The organism is uncultured Methanobrevibacter sp. (assembly GCF_934746965.1).
Lineage (GTDB): Archaea > Methanobacteriota > Methanobacteria > Methanobacteriales > Methanobacteriaceae > Methanocatella.
The window spans coordinates 107,718-127,472 of record NZ_CAKVFS010000005.1 but is presented as its reverse complement, the minus strand read 5'-3'; the positions used below and the strand labels follow the sequence as shown (position 1 = coordinate 127,472).

Genomic DNA, 19,755 nt, shown 5'->3' with positions numbered 1-19,755 from the left:
TGATTACAATTTTATATATAATTAATTATGAAACTTAAAAGCAAAGGCATTATTAATTTAGATATTGATGGTGAAATTTACGATTATAAATTATATCAAACTTTAAATTCATTATCTAAAACAGGTTCTCAAAGAAAATCTGCAAAACAATTGAATATTTCACATACTGTTTTTAATAGAAGATTACTTAAAGCTGAAGACAGATTAGGATTTAAAATCACACAAAAAAAAGGCAATGGTACATTATTAACTCCTAATGGCCAGGCACTACTTGATGAATATAGAAAATATTTAATACAAATAGAAAAAACATCAGAAATCAATATATGTGGAGGACATATTAGTTCTGGACTTTTAGAAAGTATTAATACCCCATTTAATACAAATATTTATAGTAGTACAGATGAAGATGCTTTTAAATTAGCTAAAAGAGGAGTTGTAGATTTATTAGCATTAGACGATCCATTAATAGCTTTTGAAAGAGATTTACAATTAATTCCAATAGCATATGATTATCTTGTATTAATTGCCAGCCCTAATTCTAAAAACATTAAAAGTATTCATGATTTAGAAAATTTAAATTTTGTAAGTGTGCAAGGTTCTGCACAAAGGCTTGCCTGGAATACATTAAAACACTACGATATTGACTACACCATCAAATCAAAAGTAAATTCTCAATTTGATGCATTTAAATTAGTTAAAAACTCTGAAAATTTATATAGTTTTTTAAATGCAAGTTATTTTAATGGAAATAATATTTTAAAATTTGATACACGACATATCATTAGTTTAGTCAAAGTAAACGATGAAAAAGAAGAAATAAACAAATTCATCGATTATTTATTAAATACTGGTCAAAATGCAATTAAAAATCAAGGTTTTATACCAATGGATTAAACCTTTTTAAATTAACCAAAAAATTTTTTAAAATTATAGAATAAATAATTAATAAATTAAAAAAGGAGAAAATAACATGACAAAAAACAGAGACTTATTATCAATTGGGCATTCTGCATTAGATTATATTATTAGAGTTCCAGAATTTCCCAAAGCTAATTTCTCAGCACCTATAAACGACATGAAAACATTTAATGGTGGTGCAGCAGCAAATGTTGCTCTTGTTGGAGCTAATTTAGGTTTAAAAACTTCACTTGTTTCTGCAGTAGGTGGAGACTTTAAAAAAAGTAGTTATTATGAATTAATGGAAAGTTTAGGTGTAGATACTGATTCATTAATCATAGTTCCTGGAGAAACTAGTCCTACAGCATTTGTTTTAACTGATGAAAATGATGATCAAATTAGCTATTTTTATTGGGGTGCTGCTAAAGAATTTGCATCAAGCAAAGTACCTACAAAAGCAATATCCAACACAAAAGCTGTACATTTAGCTACTGGAGACCCCCATTTCAACTGGAAATGTAGTGAAGAAGCAAAAAACCAAGAATTACTTGTTTCATTTGACCCGGGTCAAGATCTTGGAATGTATGATGCAGACAAATTAAAAGAGGTTATTTCCAATACAACCATCCTCTTTGGAAACCATTACGAGATTAAAAGAATATTAGAAACATTAGAAGTAGATTTAACTGGATTAAGAGATATTGGTCCTAAAATCATTGTAAAAACCTGTGGATCCCAAGGCAGCGAAATTTATTCCAATGATGAAAAAATCAAAGTAGATGCCATCGTGCGTGAAGCTGTAGATCCTACTGGAGCAGGAGATTCTTACAGAGCAGGATTTTTATCCAGATTTTTAAATGGAGAATCACTTGAACAATCTGCTAAATTTGCATCTTCAGTATCATCATTTATTGTTGAAGAACAAGGATGTCAAACTAACATGCCTAGCTTTGATGATGCATTTGACAGAATGAGCGAATTTTATTAATCGCTCCAACTTACTATTTTTTAAAATAAACTTTACATATATCAAATTTTTTTGAGTTAAAGTCAGTCAGATTAATTTAAATACTATTATTATTAAAATAAATTAATATCAGTTCAAAATGATGAATTTTTAAAACTTATTTGAAATTTTTAAAAAATATTTGACTAAATAATGTGATGTATTATGACACAAATAATGGATGCGAAAAAAGGTATTTTAACCGATGAAATGAAACAGGTAGCTGCAAAAGAAAATGTTTCAGAAGAATTCATTTTAAAATCTGTAGCTAACGGAACAATTGTAATACCATCTAATGTAAACAGAGACATTGAAGCTTCAGGTATTGGTGCAGGACTTAGAACAAAAGTTAATGCAACCGTTGGAACTTCAACTGATATTGTAGACTTTGATGAAGAAGTTAAAAAAGCACAAATAGCAATTGATACTGGTGCAGACTGTTTAATGGAATTAAGTATTGGTGGAGATTTAGATGTAATCAGAAGAAGAGTTCTTGACATGTCCCCATTACCAGTAGGTTCAGTACCAGTTTATCAAGCAGCTATTGAAAGAATTAGGAAAGATGGATCTGTAGTTTACATGGAAGAAGAAGATTTATTCAAAACCATTGAAAAACAAGCAAAAGATGGTATTGACTTTATGGCTATTCACTCCAGTATCAACATTGAAACTTTAACCAGACTCAAAAGACAAGGTCGTGTAACTGGACTTGTATCCCGTGGAGGATCATTTATGTCAGGATGGATTGTTGAAAACGAAAAAGAAAATCCATTATACTCAAACTTCGACTATGTTTTAGAAATTGCTAAAGAACATGATGTTGTTCTTTCACTTGCAAATGGTATGAGAGCTGGATCAATTGCTGATTCAACAGACAGAGCTCAAATCCAAGAATTAATTATCTTAGGAGAATTAATCGACAGATCCCGTGAAGCTGGAGTACAATGTATGATCGAAGGACCTGGACACATACCAATTAACGAAATCCCAACAAATGTTATGATTCAAAAGAAAATGTGTTCTAACGCTCCTTTCTATATGCTCGGACCTATTGTATGTGATGTAGCACCAGGTTATGACCACATTGTATCTGCAATTGGTGCAGCATCTTCTGCAAAAGCTGGAGCAGATTTCATTTGTTATGTAACTCCTGCAGAACACCTTGCTCTTCCAAATCCAGAAGATGTAAAAGAAGGAGTAATTGCAACAAAAATTGGAGCTTATGCAGGTGACTTAGCAACTGGTAGAATCGATGGATCACAAGATTTAGCTATGGCTGAAGCTCGTAAAAAACTCGATTGGGAAGCACAATACGCATGTGCAATGTTTCCTGAAGCAGCACGTGCAAAAAGAGACCAAAGACCTCCTGAAGACACAGATGCATGTACCATGTGTGGAAACTTCTGTGCAGTAAAAATTGTAAACGAATGGTTAGATAAATCTGACTCAGATATTTTAAAATAGATTTAAAATCTATTTTTCTTTTTTCTCTTTTTTTAAAACAATCTTTTTATATTAATAACAAGAAATATTAATTGTATAACTTATTTTTTATGATTATAAATTATCGGTGATTTAATGAAACATTGGATTGAAAATATAGCTGAGGAATTAAGCAAAAGAGATACTGATAAACATGTAATAGCAAGTGGAACATCCATATCTGGTTCTATACATATTGGAAATTCTTGTGATGTATTTATAGCTAATGCAATCGGGAAAAAATTACGTGAATTAGGAAAAGAAGCTCAAACAATATGGATTGCAGATGACCATGACCCACTTAGAAAAGTTCCATACCCATTACCTGAAAACTATGATAAATACATTGGAATGCCTTACTCAACAATACCATGTCCGGACGGATGCTGTGATAATTTTGTAGAACACTTTGAAAAACCATTTTTAGGAGTTATGGATGCATATGGTATTGAAATAGAGCACAAATCAGGATTTGAAATGTATAACAGTGGAGTTTACAACGATTACATAAGAACTGCATTAGAAAATGTAGACAGAATCAAAGAAATATTCAACCAATACAGAAGAGAACCATTAGCTGATGATTGGTTACCATATAATCCTATTTGTGAAGAATGTGGTAGAGTAAATACTACTTATGCATACGATTTTGATGGAGATATCATAAAATACAGATGTGATTGTGGTCACGAAGGTGAAATGGACATTAAATCTGGAAATGGTAAACTTACCTGGAGAGTAGAATGGGCAGCAAGATGGAAAATATTCAATGTTACTTGTGAACCATTTGGAAAAGACCATGCGGCTAGTGGAGGTTCATATGATGTAAGTAGTATCATTTCAAAAGAAATATTTGACTATGAAGCACCATATCCTGTCCCATATGAATGGATTACATTAGATGGAGAAGCAATGAGTAAATCTCATGGAGTATTTTTCACACCAGAACAATGGTTAGCTATCGGACCTGCAGAAAGTCTTAATTATTACTTATTTAGAAGTAAACCTATGAAAGCTAAAGATTTTTCACCTAAAATGTCTTTCTTAGACTTCATGGATCAATTTGATAAAGTAGAAAAAGTATTCTACAATGAAGAGGAAGCACCATCTGAAAAAGAAGGTAAAAAATTCAGAAAAATCTATGAAATAGCTCAAATAAATGAAAATAGTCCACTCCCATTTAGACCTCCTTATAGATTCTTAGTTAATGCTTATCAAATAGCTGGAAATAACTTAGAAAAAATATTTACAATTCTTAAAAATAATTCCCAACTAACTAAAAGCTTTGAAAACAAAGAATTCAAAGATTTAAATGAAATTGAATTAAAACAATTCCAAGAACGTGTGGATAATGTTGTTAACTGGTTAGACACTTATGCTCCTAAATTTGTAAAATTCCAAGTTCAAGAAAAAAGTGTTCCAAAATTGCCATTAACCGACGAACAAACACAATTCTTAAATGATTTAGCTAATCTAATGGAATCAACAGAATTTAACAAAGCAGAAGATTTACATGATGCAATGTACGAAATTCTTGAAGGTCAAGGCTTAAAACCTCAAAAAGGATTCCAAGCTATTTATAAAATGGTTTTAGGTCAAAAACAAGGGCCAAGAGCAGCATCATTTTTATTATCTCTTGATAAAGATTTTGTTGTTAAAAGATTAAGACAAGAAGCTTAATCATCAACTTCAGTAGAATTCCCTACTTTGGATAATTCATTTATCCAAGATTTAGGGTTTTCTTTTACATATTTTTCAAATAAATTTTTACAATCAGTATTATTTAATACAACTACTTCTACACCATTCTTTTTTAAAAAGTTTTCAGCACCCATCAATGTATTATTCTCACCAATTACAACTTTTGGAATATTATATAATACAATAGCTCCAGAACACATGGAACATGGAGAAAGAGTTGAATATAAAGTGCATTTAATATAGTCATCGTGATTTAAACGACCTGCATTTTCAATAGCATCTATCTCTGCATGGAAAATTACAGACCTATTTTGAATTAACCTATTATGACCACGAGAAATAATTTCATCATCTTTAACTAAAACAGCCCCAATTGGGATGCCCCCTTCAGCTAAAGATTTCTTAGCTTCTTTTAAAGCTTCATTTATAAAATAAGTATCATTATTCATAATAAAAAAAGATGATGAATTTAATCATCATCAAGAGAAACTTGTTTATTAGAAAGTCTGTCTAAAAATCCTCTGTTAGCTTGTTTTTCTAAAGTTTTTTTAAGTTTGGACACTTGTCCTTTTAAATCATCAATTGTTTTTTGTGAATCATTGTGTAATTTATCGTAACTACTTTGTTTTCCTTTCAATTCAGCCGTAAGTGATTTAATTTCTTCATTGAGTTTATTTAATTCCCCTTTAACTTTAGCATCAACTTCTTCTTTATAATTACCCATTTCAATAACTTGTTTTCTTAAATTATCAATTTCAGATTTAAGATCAGGTACTTGTTCTTTAAGTTTTCCTAATTCAGAAACTTTTTCAGTTAATTGAGAATGTAATTTTTGATTTTCAGCTTTAATATCTTCAATTTTATCAGCACTAACTTCATCAAGCTTAGCTTTAAACTCTGAAACTTTAGCCTCTGCATCCTTTTTAATATCTTCAATTTCAGATTCAAGTTTTTCAGCCCTTACTTTATTAATTGCATCATCAGCACCAATTTTAGTTAATTTTTCACTTAAATCTGCATTAATATCTAATTGTTCATAATATTTCCTAGTACTATTTTCTAATGCTTCACTTAATTCTTTTTTAATTTTCTTCAATTCAGCATTTTCTTTTTTAAGATTAGGAATAATTTCATTGGTTAAATAATTAAGTTCACTAGACTGATTGTCTAACTTTTGATCTTTTTCTTTCAATTGTGTTTCAATATCAGTTACGTTTTCTTCAGACACTATATCACCATAATAGCAATAACAATCTTTTTTTAAAATTACGTTCAACTACAGATATACAAAAATAAATATATTATACTTAAATTATTTAAATCTTTATCAAGTACACATTAAAAATTTTGTATATATAACCTAATAATTATAAATAAGTAGCAAAACATAAAATATAATAACGAATTTTTTAAAAAACATGGAGATAAACATGGACTATTTTGACAGATTAGAAGCAGATACTAAAGCATTATACAAAATAGCTAATGAAGCTAGGTCTAAAGGATTAGATGTTGAAACAAAAAGTGAAGTTCCTTTAGCAAAGGATTTAGCTGAAAGAGTAGAAGGGCTTGTTGGTCCTGAAGGTGTTGCTAAACGTATCAAAGAATTAGAGCAAGATATGACTAGGGAAGAAGTAGCTTTTGAAATAGCTGCTGAAATTGCATCTGGAAAATTTGAACTTACCAAAGAAAAAGCAAATTATAATGAAGAACAAAGATGCGATCAAGGTCTTAGAACTGCATTAGCTATTCTTACAGAAGGAGTAGTAGCAGCACCTCTAGAAGGTATTTCACAAGTGAAAATTAAACAGAACTTTGATTCTACAAAATATATTGCTGTTTACTTTGCAGGACCTATTAGAAGTGCAGGAGGAACAGCTGCTGCATTAGCTGTTCTACTTGGAGATAAAATCAAAGAAGCTATTGGAATTGATGATTTCAAACCAATTGAAGATGAAATTGAACGTTATGTAGAAGAAGTAGAACTTTACGAATCAGAAGTTACTAACCTTCAATATTCCCCAACACCAGAAGAAGTGAGATTTGCAGCTAACCACATACCTGTAGAAGTTACTGGAGAACAAACTGACCAAGTTGAAGTATCCCATAGAGATTTAGAACGTGTGGAAACAAATAATATTAGAGGTGGAGCACTTTTAGCGATGGTTGAGGGAGTTATCCAGAAATCTAAAAAAATTTTAAAAATATCCAAAAAATTAAAATTAGATAGCTGGGGTTGGCTTTCTGAATATTCAAAACCTAAAACTGATGATAAAAAATCAGATGATAGTGACAGTGCTGATTTAGTTACTGAACCCAAATATATTCAAGATATTATTGGTGGAAGACCTGTTTTAGGTTACCCTTCAGAAAAAGGAGGATTCCGTTTAAGATATGGAAGATCTAGAAACACAGGTCTTGCAACAATGGGAGTTCATCCAGCAACTATGACATTACTTGATTTTTTAGCTGTTGGAACACAACTTAAAATTGAATATCCTGGAAAAGGTAACTGTGTTGTACCAGTAGATTCTATAGAAGGACCTATTGTAAAACTTAAGAATGGAAGTGTTGTTAAAATAGATAAAATAAAACAAGCAAAAGAACTTAAAAATCAAGTAGTTGAAATTTTATTTTTAGGAGATATGCTTGTTGCATTTGGAGAATTTTTAAGAAACAATCAACCATTAATGCCTTCTGGTTGGTGTGAAGAATGGTGGATTGAATTACTTCTAAAAAGTGACAATTTTGATAGTGAAAATAATGATTTAGATTTACATAGATTAGAATATGATTATATTCCAGCCAGTGAAGCTTTTGAACTATCTAAAAAATATAACATCCCATTACATCCAAAATACACTTATTGTTATAATGATGTAACTATAAATGATTTAAATTCATTAATTGATGTGATACTTAAAAATAAATCAAATTATGATCCAGAAAATGGACTTACTATTGATTTAGACTACACAAAAAGAGTATTGGAAGTTATGGGAATTCCACATACTGTAAATGATGATAAAATAACAATAGATAAAGATCATAGCTATGCATTAATAAATACATTAGTAAATAATATTCCTCTTGAAAAACAAACATTAGATGCTTTAAACAAAATTTCACCTATTGAAATTAAAAATAAAGCCCCAGCATATATCGGCACTCGTGTAGGTAGACCTGAAAAATCTAAAGAAAGATTAATGAGACCTGCACCTCACGGATTATTCCCAATCGGTAACTATGGTGGAAGTAGAAGATTAGTAGCTACTGCAGCTAAAAGAGGAAATATTAAAGTAGATTTAGCTAGAAGAAAATGTACCCAATGTAAAATTAGTTCATTCCAATCTATTTGTCCACATTGTGGAGCTCCAACAGAAATTAGTCCTCACAGTGTGAAAAACATAAACCTTTCAGCAATGCTTAAAAAAGCATCAGATAATGTAAAAGTTAGAAAAGTCGATGAAATGAAAGGTGTTGTAGGTATGATTTCTGAATCTAAATTACCTGAACCTCTTGAAAAAGGAATACTTAGATCTAAAAACGAAGTATTTACTTTTAAAGATGGTACCATCCGTCATGATTCAACTGATTTACCCTTGACTCATTTCATACCTAAAGAAATTGGAGTTTCTGTTGAAAAACTTCATGAAATGGGTTATACAAAAGATTGTTATGGAAATCCAATTGAAAATGAAGATCAAATTATAGAACTTAGAGTTCAGGACATAGTTATTTCTAATAATTGTGCAGATTATCTTATCAATACAGCTAATTTTATTGATGACGAACTTGAAAGATATTATGGAATGGAAAGATTCTATAATGTTAAAGAAAAATCTGATTTAATTGGACATTTAGTAGCTGGTCTTGCTCCCCACACATCTGCAGGAGTATTAGGTAGGATTGTAGGATTCACAAAAGCATTATGCTGTTATGCACATCCTTACTTCCACTCTGCTAAACGTAGAAATTGTGATAGTGATGAAGATGCTGTAATGTTACTTTTAGATGCATTAATTAATTTCTCAAAATCATATCTGCCAAATACAAGAGGGGGAAGTATGGATGCACCTTTAGTTTTATCTTCAAGAATAGATCCTGAAGAAATAGATGATGAATCCCACAATTTAGATATTTTTGATAGATTCCCTGTTGAATTTTATGAAAAAACTTATCAACCGTTAAAACCTGCAGAAGTTTTAGAATATATTGATAATGTAGAAATGCACTTAGGAACTCCTCAACAATATGAAGGATTAATGTTTTCTCACCATACTTCAAGTATCCATGCAGGACCTACAGTATGTCTTTATAAAAGATTACCTTCAATGAGAGAAAAAGTAGAAGCTCAAATATCTCTTGCTGAAAATATCAGGGCAGTGGATCAAAGAGGAGTGGTAGAAAAAGTATTATCATCTCACTTTTTACCAGATATTATGGGAAACTCCAGAGCATTTTCTAAACAAAAAGTAAGATGTACCAAATGTGGTTCAAAATACAGAAGAATGCCACTTACTGGAAAATGTAAATGTGGCGGAAATTTAATACTTTCAGTTTCTAAAGGTTCAGTAACTAAATACCTTGAAATATCACAAGATTTAGTAAATAGATATCCTGTATCTCACTATTTAAGACAACGTTTAGAAATTCAAGAGTTTGGAATTCATTCACTTTTTGAAAGTGATAAATCTAAACAAAGTTCTTTAGATGTTTTCTTCTAAAGAACATTAAAAATACTTTTTAATTGCTCTTGCAATTTAATATTAATATTTAAAAAATCATAATTAAGTTCAACCTAGAATGATGTTGTTCGTCTTTGAACGAACAAATTATATACTAGTAAGAACATAATAATTAATAATTCACTCATAGGACAGTATAAAAAATGGAAAGAAACTCAGACATGATGAAAGAATTAGCACACTCCAACAAAATCAATGTTGAAAAAAATAATGGTATCAAAGAAAGATTCAGCTACGAAAAATTATTAAAATCCTTAGTAATGGTTGAAACTCCTTTTTTTGAATCTGATAAAATTGTAGCTCAAGTTGTTTCTTCACTTTACGACGGAATTAAAACTAAAGAAATTAAAAAAATAGTTTATGAATGTTTAGAAGATATTGATGGTGAAATAGCTAATAAATATTTAGCAAATACCCAATTAAAAGTACGTACTTCTAGAGACACAATTGAAACTTTCGATTTATCTAAAATCGCAAATACTTTAATTGAAGAAACAGGAGCATCCCAAGAAACTGCATTTGAAATAGCTACAGAAGTTTGGAAAGAACTCAAAAAATTAAATGTAGATTATTTAACCGCACCAATGATTAGGGAAATGGTAAATACCAAACTTGTTGAATATGGTTTGGAAGATTTAAGAAGCCGTTATACCCGTTTAGGTATTCCTGTATACAATATTACATCATTAATCGAAAATGGTAACAGAGATAATGCAAATATGATTCACAACCCTGAAAGCATACATAAACATGTAGCTGATGAAGCATTAAAACAATATGCGCTTTTACAAATGTTACCATCAAATCTAGCTGATGCACACATGTCTGGAGATATTCATATCCATGATTTAGAGTTTTTCGCAGGAAGACCTTTAAACTGTATGCAACATGACATAAGAACCTTTATCAGATATGGACTTAAAGTAGATGGAACTGGAGATCATACTTCTGTTGCAGGTGCTCCAAATCATATGGAAACCTTAATGAACCATACTGGAGAAATTATGCTTGCATCACAACAAAATATGTCTGGCGGACAAGCTATGTCCTTATGGAATGTATTTGTAGCACCATTTGCAAGAGGTAGAACCTACGATGAAATCAAACAATCTGTTCAAATGCTTATTTATAATTTAAACATGGCTTACGCAGCTAGAGGTTCTCAAGTTCCATTTACAAGTATGGTTTTAGAATTTGGAGTTCCAAAATTCTTAGAAGATGTAACTGCATATGGTCCAAAAGGACAAGTAGTTGGAACTTATGGAGACTTTGAAGAAGAAACTAGATTAATACAAAAAGCATTTACCGAAACATTACTTGCAGGAGACCAAGAAGGAAAACCTCATCTTTTCCCAAATACTATTTACACACTTCGTGAAGAAACATTAAAAGGAGACTATGATGAAGACTTACACTTAGTCCATGAATTATCTGCAAAATACGGATCATCCTACTTCATTAACATGTTACCAGATTACAGAGGTAAAATGGCAAACTATATGGGATGTAGAACTTGTTTACAAGATAATTGGACTGGTGACTGGGAACAAGATTGTTTAAGAACAGGAAATCTTGCATATGTAACTTTAAACCTCCCAAGAATCGGATATCAATCTAAAGACGAATCTCAAGTATTTGAATATTTAGATGAATATATGGACTTAGCTACAGAAACATTAATGCTTAGAAGAGAACAAGGATTAAAATGTTTAAATGATTTCCATATTTTACCATTCCTTAAACAAAAAGTTGGAGAAGACAGTTACTACAGAATCCAAAATTCAACATTATCATTTGGTTTTGTTGGTCTTAATGAAATGTTATTATCATTATTTGGTGCAGGTATTGACGATGCAGATTCAAACAAATTTGGTGTTAAATGTATTGAGTACATAAACGACAGAGCAGAAAAATTAAAAGAAGAAACTGGTCTTAGATGGTCTGTTCTTCAAACTCCTGCAGAGTCTACAGCATACAGATTTGCAACCCTTGATAAAGAACAATTTGGAGATCAAGCTATTGTACAAGGTGATGGAAGTGCTAATTATTACACTAACTCTTCCCATGTACCAGTAAACACGGAAGTGTCCCTTATTGACAAAATAAAAATAGAAGAGCAATATCACAGCTTAACTCCTGGTGGACATATCTTCCATGCATTTATGGGTGAATCATATTCTGATCCAGATTCATTAATGAGTTTAACTAATAAAATAGCTAAAAAATCAGATATTGGTTTCTGGGCATACAGCTCAGCTTTAAGTTTCTGTCTTAACTGTAAAACATTGATGAAAGGATTAAACAATAAATGCCCAACATGCGGAGAAACTGAAGATGTTGAATGGTATGATAGAATCACAGGATATGTTCAACAAGTAGGACGTGCAAAATCATCATCTGGTGGATGGAATCCTGGAAAACGTCAAGAATTAATTGATAGAAGAAGATTTGAAGATGAATAAAACTTATTAAAACCATTCACCATTCCATTTTTTATCATAAATTTATTATAGAAACTCCCTCAAAAGTAAAAATATAACTTAGGGGGAATTTCTATAAATTTAAATTTAAACTATTTAGAAAAGAAAATAATGTTAATTACAATATTTTGTGTAGCTTTCATTACAACAAATATTGTTACTATAAAAATATTAGATTTAGGTTTCTGGGGACTTACAGTTCCTTGTGGAGTAATAATCTATCCAGTAGTCTTTATTCTCACATCAGTAATAGCTGATACATATGGAGAATCAACTGCTCAAAAAACTATTCTTTTTGGTGTAGTCTGTAACTTACTTTTTGTTGTTGTTTCAACAATCGCATTAATGTTACCTGCAGCCACTTTCTGGGAAGGGCAAGATAGTTTTGCATATATATTCTCACAAACTCCAAGAATGTTAATTTCATCATTTATCTCATATATTATTGGTAACTTTGTAAATGCTAAATTAACTAGTATACTTAAAGAAAAATCAGAAGACGGAAATGTAGGATATAAATCTATTGGAGCTATTGCAATTGGTGAAATAATAGATAACACAATATTCATATCATTAGCATTTGCATTTACAGTAAGTTGGACAAATATAGCAATAATGATTCTTGTTCATTTCACAATAATGTTTATTTGGACATTCATAGCTCAACCAATTACAGTTAAAGTTACTAAATGGGCTAAACAAGATGCACCAATAACTGCCTAACTAAAAAAATTAGAATAATTCTTTTTTATTCTTTCTTTATTTTTTAAAAAAAATCTGAAAAACTAAAAGTATATTAATAGCTTTATAGAAATAATTTAATATTATCAAGTATGTGATAATAATTTATAATTTTTATATTCTATGTTACTAGTATTATGGGCAATTTATACTAGGTAGCTGATAACATAGATTCATTACCCAGTGCATTAATTTATAAAAGAGGTTATTTAAATGCAAAGATCTAGAGGATTTAGAAGTAAATCAAGAAGAAAAATGACAAAAGTAGTAAGAGAAGGTAGGTCTAACCCAATCACTAACAGACTCCAAAAATTCAACGAAGGAGACTTAGTTCACATTACTATTAACCCAAGTATCCAAAAAGGTCAACCACACCCAAGGTTCCATGGAAAAACTGGTAAAATCACTGATAAAAAAGGAAAAGCATACATTGTTTCATTAAATGATGGAAACAAAGCAAAAGAATTAATTATCAGACCTGATCACTTAAAATTACAAAAAAATGAATAAATGATAACTATGATTGGGAAAAAAATAATTGAGAGCGAACCAATTCAAAGTGTAAAAGTTAAAGAAGCTCTCGAAAAATTTTCACAAGAAAATGAATTAAACTACGAACAAAATATTACTTTAAATCACCTTTCAAGATTTAAAAGATATTCTATTGAAGACAGTGACAAAATAATATCAGAACTTGAAGATAAAGTTGGTTTAAGACATAAAGTTGCAGTTCGTATTGTTGATTTAATTCCACAAGATTTATCTGATTTAAGATTAATATTTGCTAAAGAAGCTGCACATATTGAAAAAGAGCAAATGGAAGATATTCTTGAAATATTAAATCAATATGACATCATTGAATAGTTTTAAAACTATTCTTCTTTTTTTACTTTTTATATAATTAATACTCACATTACTACTTTTTAGATATGTTTATTTAAGTTAAAAATTAAACATATAATTATAGTTTATCAAATTGGCAATCAAAACTTGAAACATGAAAAAATTAGAATGAATTGTAAACTATTAAACAATATTCTTAAATGAGTTAATTAAATAAATTCCATCAATAAATGATGGAACAGCTCAAAAGTGAAGTGATAAGATGGAAACAAAAAATAAAAAAAATAAAATACCTTCAGCAACTGAAGACAATGCTGTTATATTAGATTATCTTAGTTTAGGTTATGTAAACTCAGATATGTCTAAATTTAAGGGAAAAGCTATTGCTCAAGCTATTGGTACTGAGTATTTCACTTTACTAGAATTAGTTCCTAAAAAAGGAGTTGATTTAGAAATTCAAGATACTGTATATATTGGAAAAGGAAAAAGAGATAAAATATACAAAATTCTTGGAAAATTAAACTATGAAAACTTAACTGCAACTAGTAGAATTGAGTTAGAATATGCTATACGTGAAATAGTCAAATCAAACGAAGAAAAATATGTAGAATTCTTCAACACTGCTGGTGCAATTAGTACCAGACTTCACAAATTAGAATTGATTCCAGGTATTGGTAAAAAATACATGTGGGAAATCGTTGAAGCTAGAAAAGAAAAACCATTTGAAAGCTTTGAAGACATAACAAACAGAGTTCCTTCATTAAATGATCCTGCTGAAATGATTGTAAATAGAGTAATACAGGAACTTGATACAACAACAGCAAAAAAAGGTAAGAAAAAATATTATTTATTTACACCAATTCCAAAAGCTCCAAAAAAACACAGAAGGAATCATAGAAGTAATAGAAATCAAAGAAAGTAAGTGATAATATTGAATAGTGACAATTCCTCTTCATTATCAAAAACAACAAAAGCTATTCTTAAAGAACATGGAATAACTTTAAACAAAAATCTTGGACAAAACTATTTAATAGATAGAAATAAACGAGATCAAATTATCAGTTTTGGTAACCTTACAAAAAAGGACATTGTATTAGAAATAGGTCCTGGAATTGGAACATTAACAATTGAACTTGCTAAAAGAGCTAAAAAAGTAATAGCTATTGAACAAGACTCTAATATTTGCCAAATATTAGAAGAACGGTTAAAAAATGAAAATATAGATAACGTAGAATTAATTAACGATGATGCATTAAATGTAGAATTCCCTAAATTTAATAAAATCATTGCAAATCTACCTTATCAAATTTCATCACCAATTACATTTAAATTTTTAAATTATGATTTCCAATTAGCCATTTTAATGTATCAAAAAGAGTTTGCATCAAGAATGAATGGTAAAGTAGGAACTAAAGATTACTCTAGGCTTTCTGCCATGTTATATTTTAAATGTGATGTTGAAACATTAACTAATGTAAGTGCTGAAAGTTTTATTCCAAAACCAAAAGTTGATTCAAGTGTTGTCAAATTAACTCCAAAAATTTCTGAGTTAACCCAAATAAATGAAGATGATTTTAAAATTTATTCAAAATACGTTCAAGCATTGTTCCAACACAGAAATAAAAAAGTTAAAAATGCTTTAATTGATTCTAGGCATATTATTACAGATTTAGATAAAAAAGAAATAAAAAATAAATTAAATTCAATTAATCAAAAGAAAATTGAAGAATATTTATCTAAACGAATAACAACCATAACCCCTGAAGAAATACTTTATCTTTCATTAAAATTAAATTCTATTTTACAGGAGTAATATTTGATGGATAATTTTATAATAGATACTGCAGAAACTGTTTATACCCCAGCTGAAGACAGTTATATGCTAGCTGAAAATCTTTTAATAAAAAATGGTCAAAGTGTTCTTGAAATTGGAACTGGATCTGGAATAGTGGCAATGTATGCTTCAAAATTAACTAATAAAGTTACAGCTACAGATATTAACTATGATGCAATTGAATTAGCTAGTAAAAATTTTAAAGCTAATAATATTGAAAATATTGAATTATTGTTTGGTAATCTATTTGAACCTGTAAAAAATAGAAAGTTTGATGTAATTTTATTTAATACTCCATATCTACCTACTGAAAATGATGAAGTTCTTGATGACAACTTAAATTATGCATTTGATGGTGGATTAGATGGTAGAAAAGTAATTGATCTTTTTTTAGATGAAGTGAAAAATCACTTAAATGATGGTGGAATCGTCCAACTGATTCAATCTTCACTTTCAGACAATGATAAAACTTTAGATATTCTTGACAATCAAGGTTTTGTTAGTGAAATAGCCGTTAGTGAACATTTCTTTTTTGAAGATATTGTATTAATTAATGGTTATTTATAAAAAAAATAAAAGAGAAATTATTGAATTTCTCCATCAAAGACTAATTTAGCAGGACCTTCCATTAAAGCTCCTAACTCATCATCTTTTTCATATACATTAAATTTTAAGTCTCCTCCAGGAAGATGTAATAATACTTCCTTATCAAACAGGCCTAACTTAAATCCAGAAATAGCTGTTGAAGTAGCTCCAGTACCACAAGCTAATGTAACTCCAGCACCACGTTCCCAAGTAATCATTTTTCCTTCATTTTTAGAAATTACTTCAACAAAATGGACATTAATTTTTTCAGGGAAAACTTCATGAGTCTCAATAGCTGGACCATATTTATTTATGTCAATTTCATCAACATTATTTACAAATATGATTGCATGAGGGTTTCCAACACTAATAGCAGTTACATTAAATGTTTCATCTAATACTTCTAATGGAGAATCTAAGAATTCATCTTTATCAGAAGTCATAGGAATTTCAGGAGTCTTAAATGTAGATGTTCCCATATCTACTTTAAATAATACTGGTTCATCATTTTTTAATGTAATTTCTATAGTTTTAATTCCAGATTTTGTTTCAACGGTCATTTTTTCCTGTTTTAAAATACCTTTTCTATATACAAAGTCTGCAAAACATCTAATACCATTTCCACACATTTCAGCTTCGCTTCCATCAGGATTAAACATCCTATATCCAATATCTGCTACATTAGAAGGAGTTACAAATAATACTCCATCTCCACCAACACCAAAATGCCTATGACATAAAAATCTACATGCTTCACATTTTTCTTCTTCAGGTATGACTTCACCTTTACTTTCATCAATTATTGGGAAATCATTACCAATCCCATGCATTTTAGAAAATTTCAATCCTTTTAAATCCATGTTTGGCACCTATTGCAAGTAATCAGGAATTGTTTGTTTATTGAATAAATCTTCAAATGTTTCTCTTTCACGGGTTAAGAAGCATTCCCCATATTTAACAAGGACTTCTGATGCTTTTGGTCTGGAATTGTAATTTGAAGACATGGTAAATCCATATGCTCCTGCATTAAGAATAGCTAATAAATCTCCTTCCTCAACATCAGGCATTGGTCTATCTCTTGCAAATAAATCTCCAGATTCACAAACATTTCCCGCAATATCTACTTCTTGAGTGTTTGGTGCATCCATTTTATTAGCTACAACAATATGATGATAAGAATCATACATTGCTGGCCTAAGTAAAGTATGGAATCCAGAATCCACACCTAAAAATTTTCTATAACTTTGTTTTACACTATTTACACGAGTTAAAAGTACACTTGCATCTCCTACTAAATATCTTCCAGGTTCAAGATACATTGTTGGATTTCCTAAATCATGTTCTTCTAATTTAGATTTAAATAATGCAATATTTTCTTTTGCAAAAGTATCAATATCTACAATGTTTTCTTCTGGAGTGTATGGAATTCCCACACCCCCACCAAAATCAACAAATTCAAAGTCAACACCAGCTTCATTATGTACTTTTCCTGCAATATCTATTGTTGATTCAATAGCTAATTTAAATGGTTCTGGGTCTAAAATTCCTGAACCAATATGAGAATGCATACCAATTGGAGTAAAACCTAAATCTTCAGCAAGCTGATAAACTTCCACAGCTTCATTATCCATAATACCAAATTTACTCATTACCCCACCAGTAATACAATGATCATGGTGACCTGCACCAACCATTGGATTTACTCTAAATGATACTTTAAATCCTTCAGGATCAACTACTTCAGCCAATCTTTTTAAAGCAGAAACTGAATCTAAATTAATTACTGCATCTTGATCAGCTACAAATTTTAACTCTTCAGTAGTTACATTATTACCAGTGAATAAAATCCTATTTCCTGAAAATCCTAATTTTTTAGCAGTATAGACTTCGCCAGGAGAAACTGCATCAATACAACATCCTTCACTTTCAAGAATTTTCATTACAGCTAAATTTGTATTAGCTTTACAAGCATAATACACTTTGAAATCAGAATAATATTTAGAAAATGCATTATAGAACCTATTATAATTATCTCTTATCCTATTTTCATCAATAACATAAGTAGGACTTCCAAATTCTTCTGCAATATCACATGCATCAGCACCACCAATATCTAAGTGGTTTTTATCATTAATTTTAATATTTAAATCCATTTTTTAAAACTCCTGTAAATTAAATTACTAATATTAATTTTTATTATATATTGTATTTAAAATTAAGGAAGGAAAAAACTTTGCCGATACATACTTTAAAAACTAAAAAGCAGTTTTAACATATAATATTAAATTATAGTTTACTTGATAACTTAAAAAAAGAAAAGTTATGAATTTAATCATAACCAATATATTTAGAAGGAACTCCAAGTTCTATTAAACCTAAAATAATAGCACAACATAAAAATGCTAAGATAAATGTTAATAAAACAATCCCAACAATATTATCCAAAAATGAAATATCTACAAAAGTAGTTAATATAAGCAATAATGATTGGTTAAGTAAATAAACTCCATAACATGATCTACTAATTGTTATTATTGAAAAATTAAATTTTTTACTATTGTGTATTCTTTTTAGAATTACATTATCTTGAAGTTTAGGATCATTCAAATATTTTATCATTAAAAATACTCCTGTAGCCTGTAAGATAGCTACTACACTTACATCTACATAATTTTCCGTGAGAAAGTTGTAATGATGTAAAAATATTGTTTTTTGAATTCCATTAACAAATATATCAAAATTTATCATGTAAATTGTTGTTATTAAAAATATAATAAATCCAATCAATATTAACCATTTAGATTTTATATTAAATTTATGATTTTCTAAATAATATCCTAAGAACATGTAGAGAACTGGACCTATAAAGAAAGTTAAATTAAAATAGGTTGGAGACCCTATATATGCTATTAATTGATAGATAAGTGATGCAGATATTGCAAGAATAAGGAAATATTTTGCACCTTTTAATTTTGTTGCCCTAACATAAGGAGCAAATATAGGTAAAGATAAGTAAAGACCAAGCAACATCCATGCATACCAATGTTGAGTCATGAATTTAGAAATAAAATAATTTACACAACTAACATTAAAACCAAGTTTACCTGCAGAAGCAGTCATAAGCAAAGCTAATAATGCATTCCAAATTAAAAAAGGAATAAAAATCCTTATAAAATCTGTTTTAATAAATTTTCCAATATCTGAGTAATCTCTATCAATCATTAATAAACCTAAAAGCATGAGAAATATTGGTACACCAAACCCAAAAGTTGTGAAGATAACATATTCTTGTAAATTTCCTACACTTTTATACTTAAAAACCATTGCTATGTTTATTGCAATTAAAAACAGTATACTAACTGCTCTTAATTGGTCAACATATCTTATTCTTCCATTTATTTCCATTGAACTTTACCTTCTTTAAACTTGAACTAT

Annotated in this window: 17 protein-coding genes; 12 read left to right on the top strand and 5 right to left on the bottom strand. The window is 29.5% G+C overall.

The features are described from left to right. Nucleotides 1-27 precede the first annotated feature (27 nt). The 4 genes from Q0984_RS05420 to lysS all read left to right on the top strand — a co-directional run bounded on the left by Q0984_RS05420 (nucleotide 28) and on the right by lysS (nucleotide 5,068). Complete coding sequence (locus Q0984_RS05420; protein WP_299524734.1) at nucleotides 28-897, top strand: LysR family transcriptional regulator; 870 nt, start codon at nucleotides 28-30, stop codon at nucleotides 895-897. Nucleotides 898-973: 76 nt separating this feature from the next. Beyond that, a complete protein-coding gene (locus tag Q0984_RS05415; RefSeq protein WP_299524731.1) occupies nucleotides 974-1,888 on the top strand; it encodes a carbohydrate kinase family protein in 915 nt (304 codons plus the stop codon). Between the two features lie 183 nt (nucleotides 1,889-2,071). After that, nucleotides 2,072-3,370 (top strand): phosphomethylpyrimidine synthase, encoded by a 1,299-nt coding sequence (thiC, locus tag Q0984_RS05410; RefSeq protein WP_299524728.1) that lies wholly within the window; start codon nucleotides 2,072-2,074, stop codon nucleotides 3,368-3,370. Nucleotides 3,371-3,484: 114 nt separating this feature from the next. Beyond that, nucleotides 3,485-5,068, top strand: a complete 1,584-nt coding sequence (gene lysS, locus Q0984_RS05405; protein WP_299524724.1) for a lysine--tRNA ligase — start codon at nucleotides 3,485-3,487, stop codon at nucleotides 5,066-5,068. Here lysS and Q0984_RS05400 read toward each other — a convergent pair. Together Q0984_RS05400 and Q0984_RS05395 are read right to left on the bottom strand one after the other, a co-directional pair. Beyond that, a complete protein-coding gene (locus tag Q0984_RS05400; RefSeq protein ID WP_299524722.1) occupies nucleotides 5,065-5,538 on the bottom strand; it encodes a nucleoside deaminase in 474 nt (157 codons plus the stop codon). The two genes, lysS and Q0984_RS05400, sit on opposite strands and share 4 nt — an antisense overlap. Nucleotides 5,539-5,558: 20 nt before the next feature. Then, nucleotides 5,559-6,317 (bottom strand): acyltransferase, encoded by a 759-nt coding sequence (locus tag Q0984_RS05395; protein WP_299524719.1) that lies wholly within the window; start codon nucleotides 6,315-6,317, stop codon nucleotides 5,559-5,561. A gap of 190 nt (nucleotides 6,318-6,507) precedes the next feature. On the opposite strand from Q0984_RS05395, the gene polC reads away from it, so the two are divergent. The 8 genes from polC (at nucleotide 6,508) to Q0984_RS05355 (ending at nucleotide 16,302) form a co-directional block, all read left to right on the top strand. Further along, nucleotides 6,508-9,816 (top strand): DNA polymerase II large subunit, encoded by a 3,309-nt coding sequence (gene polC, locus Q0984_RS05390; protein ID WP_299524716.1) that lies wholly within the window; start codon nucleotides 6,508-6,510, stop codon nucleotides 9,814-9,816. A gap of 164 nt (nucleotides 9,817-9,980) precedes the next feature. Beyond that, complete coding sequence (nrdD, locus tag Q0984_RS05385; protein ID WP_299524713.1) at nucleotides 9,981-12,299, top strand: anaerobic ribonucleoside-triphosphate reductase; 2,319 nt, start codon at nucleotides 9,981-9,983, stop codon at nucleotides 12,297-12,299. 129 nt (nucleotides 12,300-12,428) lie between these two features. After that, on the top strand, nucleotides 12,429-13,040 hold the full coding sequence (locus Q0984_RS05380; protein ID WP_299524710.1) for a queuosine precursor transporter: 612 nt from the start codon (nucleotides 12,429-12,431) through the stop codon (nucleotides 13,038-13,040). A 231-nt stretch (nucleotides 13,041-13,271) separates the two neighbouring features. Continuing rightward, nucleotides 13,272-13,568 carry a 50S ribosomal protein L21e gene (locus Q0984_RS05375; protein ID WP_299524707.1) on the top strand — a complete coding sequence of 99 codons (297 nt, stop codon included), beginning with the start codon at nucleotides 13,272-13,274 and terminating at the stop codon, nucleotides 13,566-13,568. Nucleotides 13,569-13,577: 9 nt separating this feature from the next. Next, nucleotides 13,578-13,922 carry an RNA polymerase Rpb4 family protein gene (locus Q0984_RS05370; RefSeq protein WP_299524704.1) on the top strand — a complete coding sequence of 115 codons (345 nt, stop codon included), beginning with the start codon at nucleotides 13,578-13,580 and terminating at the stop codon, nucleotides 13,920-13,922. 241 nt (nucleotides 13,923-14,163) lie between these two features. Beyond that, nucleotides 14,164-14,823 (top strand): DUF655 domain-containing protein, encoded by a 660-nt coding sequence (locus Q0984_RS05365; protein ID WP_299524701.1) that lies wholly within the window; start codon nucleotides 14,164-14,166, stop codon nucleotides 14,821-14,823. 9 nt (nucleotides 14,824-14,832) lie between these two features. Continuing rightward, nucleotides 14,833-15,714, top strand: coding sequence for a 16S rRNA (adenine(1518)-N(6)/adenine(1519)-N(6))-dimethyltransferase RsmA (gene rsmA, locus Q0984_RS05360; protein ID WP_299524698.1), 882 nt, complete (start codon nucleotides 14,833-14,835; stop codon nucleotides 15,712-15,714). Between the two features lie 6 nt (nucleotides 15,715-15,720). After that, the gene (locus Q0984_RS05355; RefSeq protein WP_299524695.1) at nucleotides 15,721-16,302 is read left to right on the top strand and encodes a HemK2/MTQ2 family protein methyltransferase; all 582 of its coding nucleotides are present in this window, start codon (nucleotides 15,721-15,723) and stop codon (nucleotides 16,300-16,302) included. A 17-nt stretch (nucleotides 16,303-16,319) separates the two neighbouring features. Here the strand turns inward: Q0984_RS05355 and dapF are convergent, their stop codons facing one another. The 3 genes from dapF to Q0984_RS05340 all read right to left on the bottom strand — a co-directional run bounded on the left by dapF (nucleotide 16,320) and on the right by Q0984_RS05340 (nucleotide 19,725). After that, nucleotides 16,320-17,180: a diaminopimelate epimerase gene (gene dapF, locus Q0984_RS05350; RefSeq protein ID WP_299524692.1), complete on the bottom strand. Its 861-nt coding sequence runs from the start codon at nucleotides 17,178-17,180 to the stop codon at nucleotides 16,320-16,322. Nucleotides 17,181-17,189: 9 nt separating this feature from the next. Beyond that, on the bottom strand, nucleotides 17,190-18,473 hold the full coding sequence (lysA, locus tag Q0984_RS05345; RefSeq protein ID WP_299524689.1) for a diaminopimelate decarboxylase: 1,284 nt from the start codon (nucleotides 18,471-18,473) through the stop codon (nucleotides 17,190-17,192). A 175-nt stretch (nucleotides 18,474-18,648) separates the two neighbouring features. Further along, complete coding sequence (locus Q0984_RS05340; protein WP_299524686.1) at nucleotides 18,649-19,725, bottom strand: acyltransferase; 1,077 nt, start codon at nucleotides 19,723-19,725, stop codon at nucleotides 18,649-18,651. Nucleotides 19,726-19,755: the final 30 nt, after the last annotated feature.

Bases quoted from the DNA above. Each gene is read 5' to 3' on its own strand.
- dapF (WP_299524692.1), bottom strand. From the start codon at position 17,180: ATGGATTTAAAAGGATTGAAATTTTCTAAAATGCATGGGATTGGTAAT.
- lysA (WP_299524689.1), bottom strand. From the start codon at position 18,473: ATGGATTTAAATATTAAAATTAATGATAAAAACCACTTAGATATTGGT.
- Q0984_RS05415 (WP_299524731.1), top strand. From the start codon at position 974: ATGACAAAAAACAGAGACTTATTATCAATTGGGCATTCTGCATTAGAT.
- Q0984_RS05340 (WP_299524686.1), bottom strand. From the start codon at position 19,725: ATGGAAATAAATGGAAGAATAAGATATGTTGACCAATTAAGAGCAGTT.
- nrdD (WP_299524713.1), top strand. From the start codon at position 9,981: ATGGAAAGAAACTCAGACATGATGAAAGAATTAGCACACTCCAACAAA.
- Q0984_RS05380 (WP_299524710.1), top strand. From the start codon at position 12,429: ATGTTAATTACAATATTTTGTGTAGCTTTCATTACAACAAATATTGTT.
- Q0984_RS05375 (WP_299524707.1), top strand. From the start codon at position 13,272: ATGCAAAGATCTAGAGGATTTAGAAGTAAATCAAGAAGAAAAATGACA.
- thiC (WP_299524728.1), top strand. From the start codon at position 2,072: ATGACACAAATAATGGATGCGAAAAAAGGTATTTTAACCGATGAAATG.
- Q0984_RS05370 (WP_299524704.1), top strand. From the start codon at position 13,578: ATGATTGGGAAAAAAATAATTGAGAGCGAACCAATTCAAAGTGTAAAA.
- Q0984_RS05420 (WP_299524734.1), top strand. From the start codon at position 28: ATGAAACTTAAAAGCAAAGGCATTATTAATTTAGATATTGATGGTGAA.
- Q0984_RS05365 (WP_299524701.1), top strand. From the start codon at position 14,164: ATGGAAACAAAAAATAAAAAAAATAAAATACCTTCAGCAACTGAAGAC.
- lysS (WP_299524724.1), top strand. From the start codon at position 3,485: ATGAAACATTGGATTGAAAATATAGCTGAGGAATTAAGCAAAAGAGAT.
- Q0984_RS05400 (WP_299524722.1), bottom strand. From the start codon at position 5,538: ATGAATAATGATACTTATTTTATAAATGAAGCTTTAAAAGAAGCTAAG.
- polC (WP_299524716.1), top strand. From the start codon at position 6,508: ATGGAGATAAACATGGACTATTTTGACAGATTAGAAGCAGATACTAAA.
- Q0984_RS05355 (WP_299524695.1), top strand. From the start codon at position 15,721: ATGGATAATTTTATAATAGATACTGCAGAAACTGTTTATACCCCAGCT.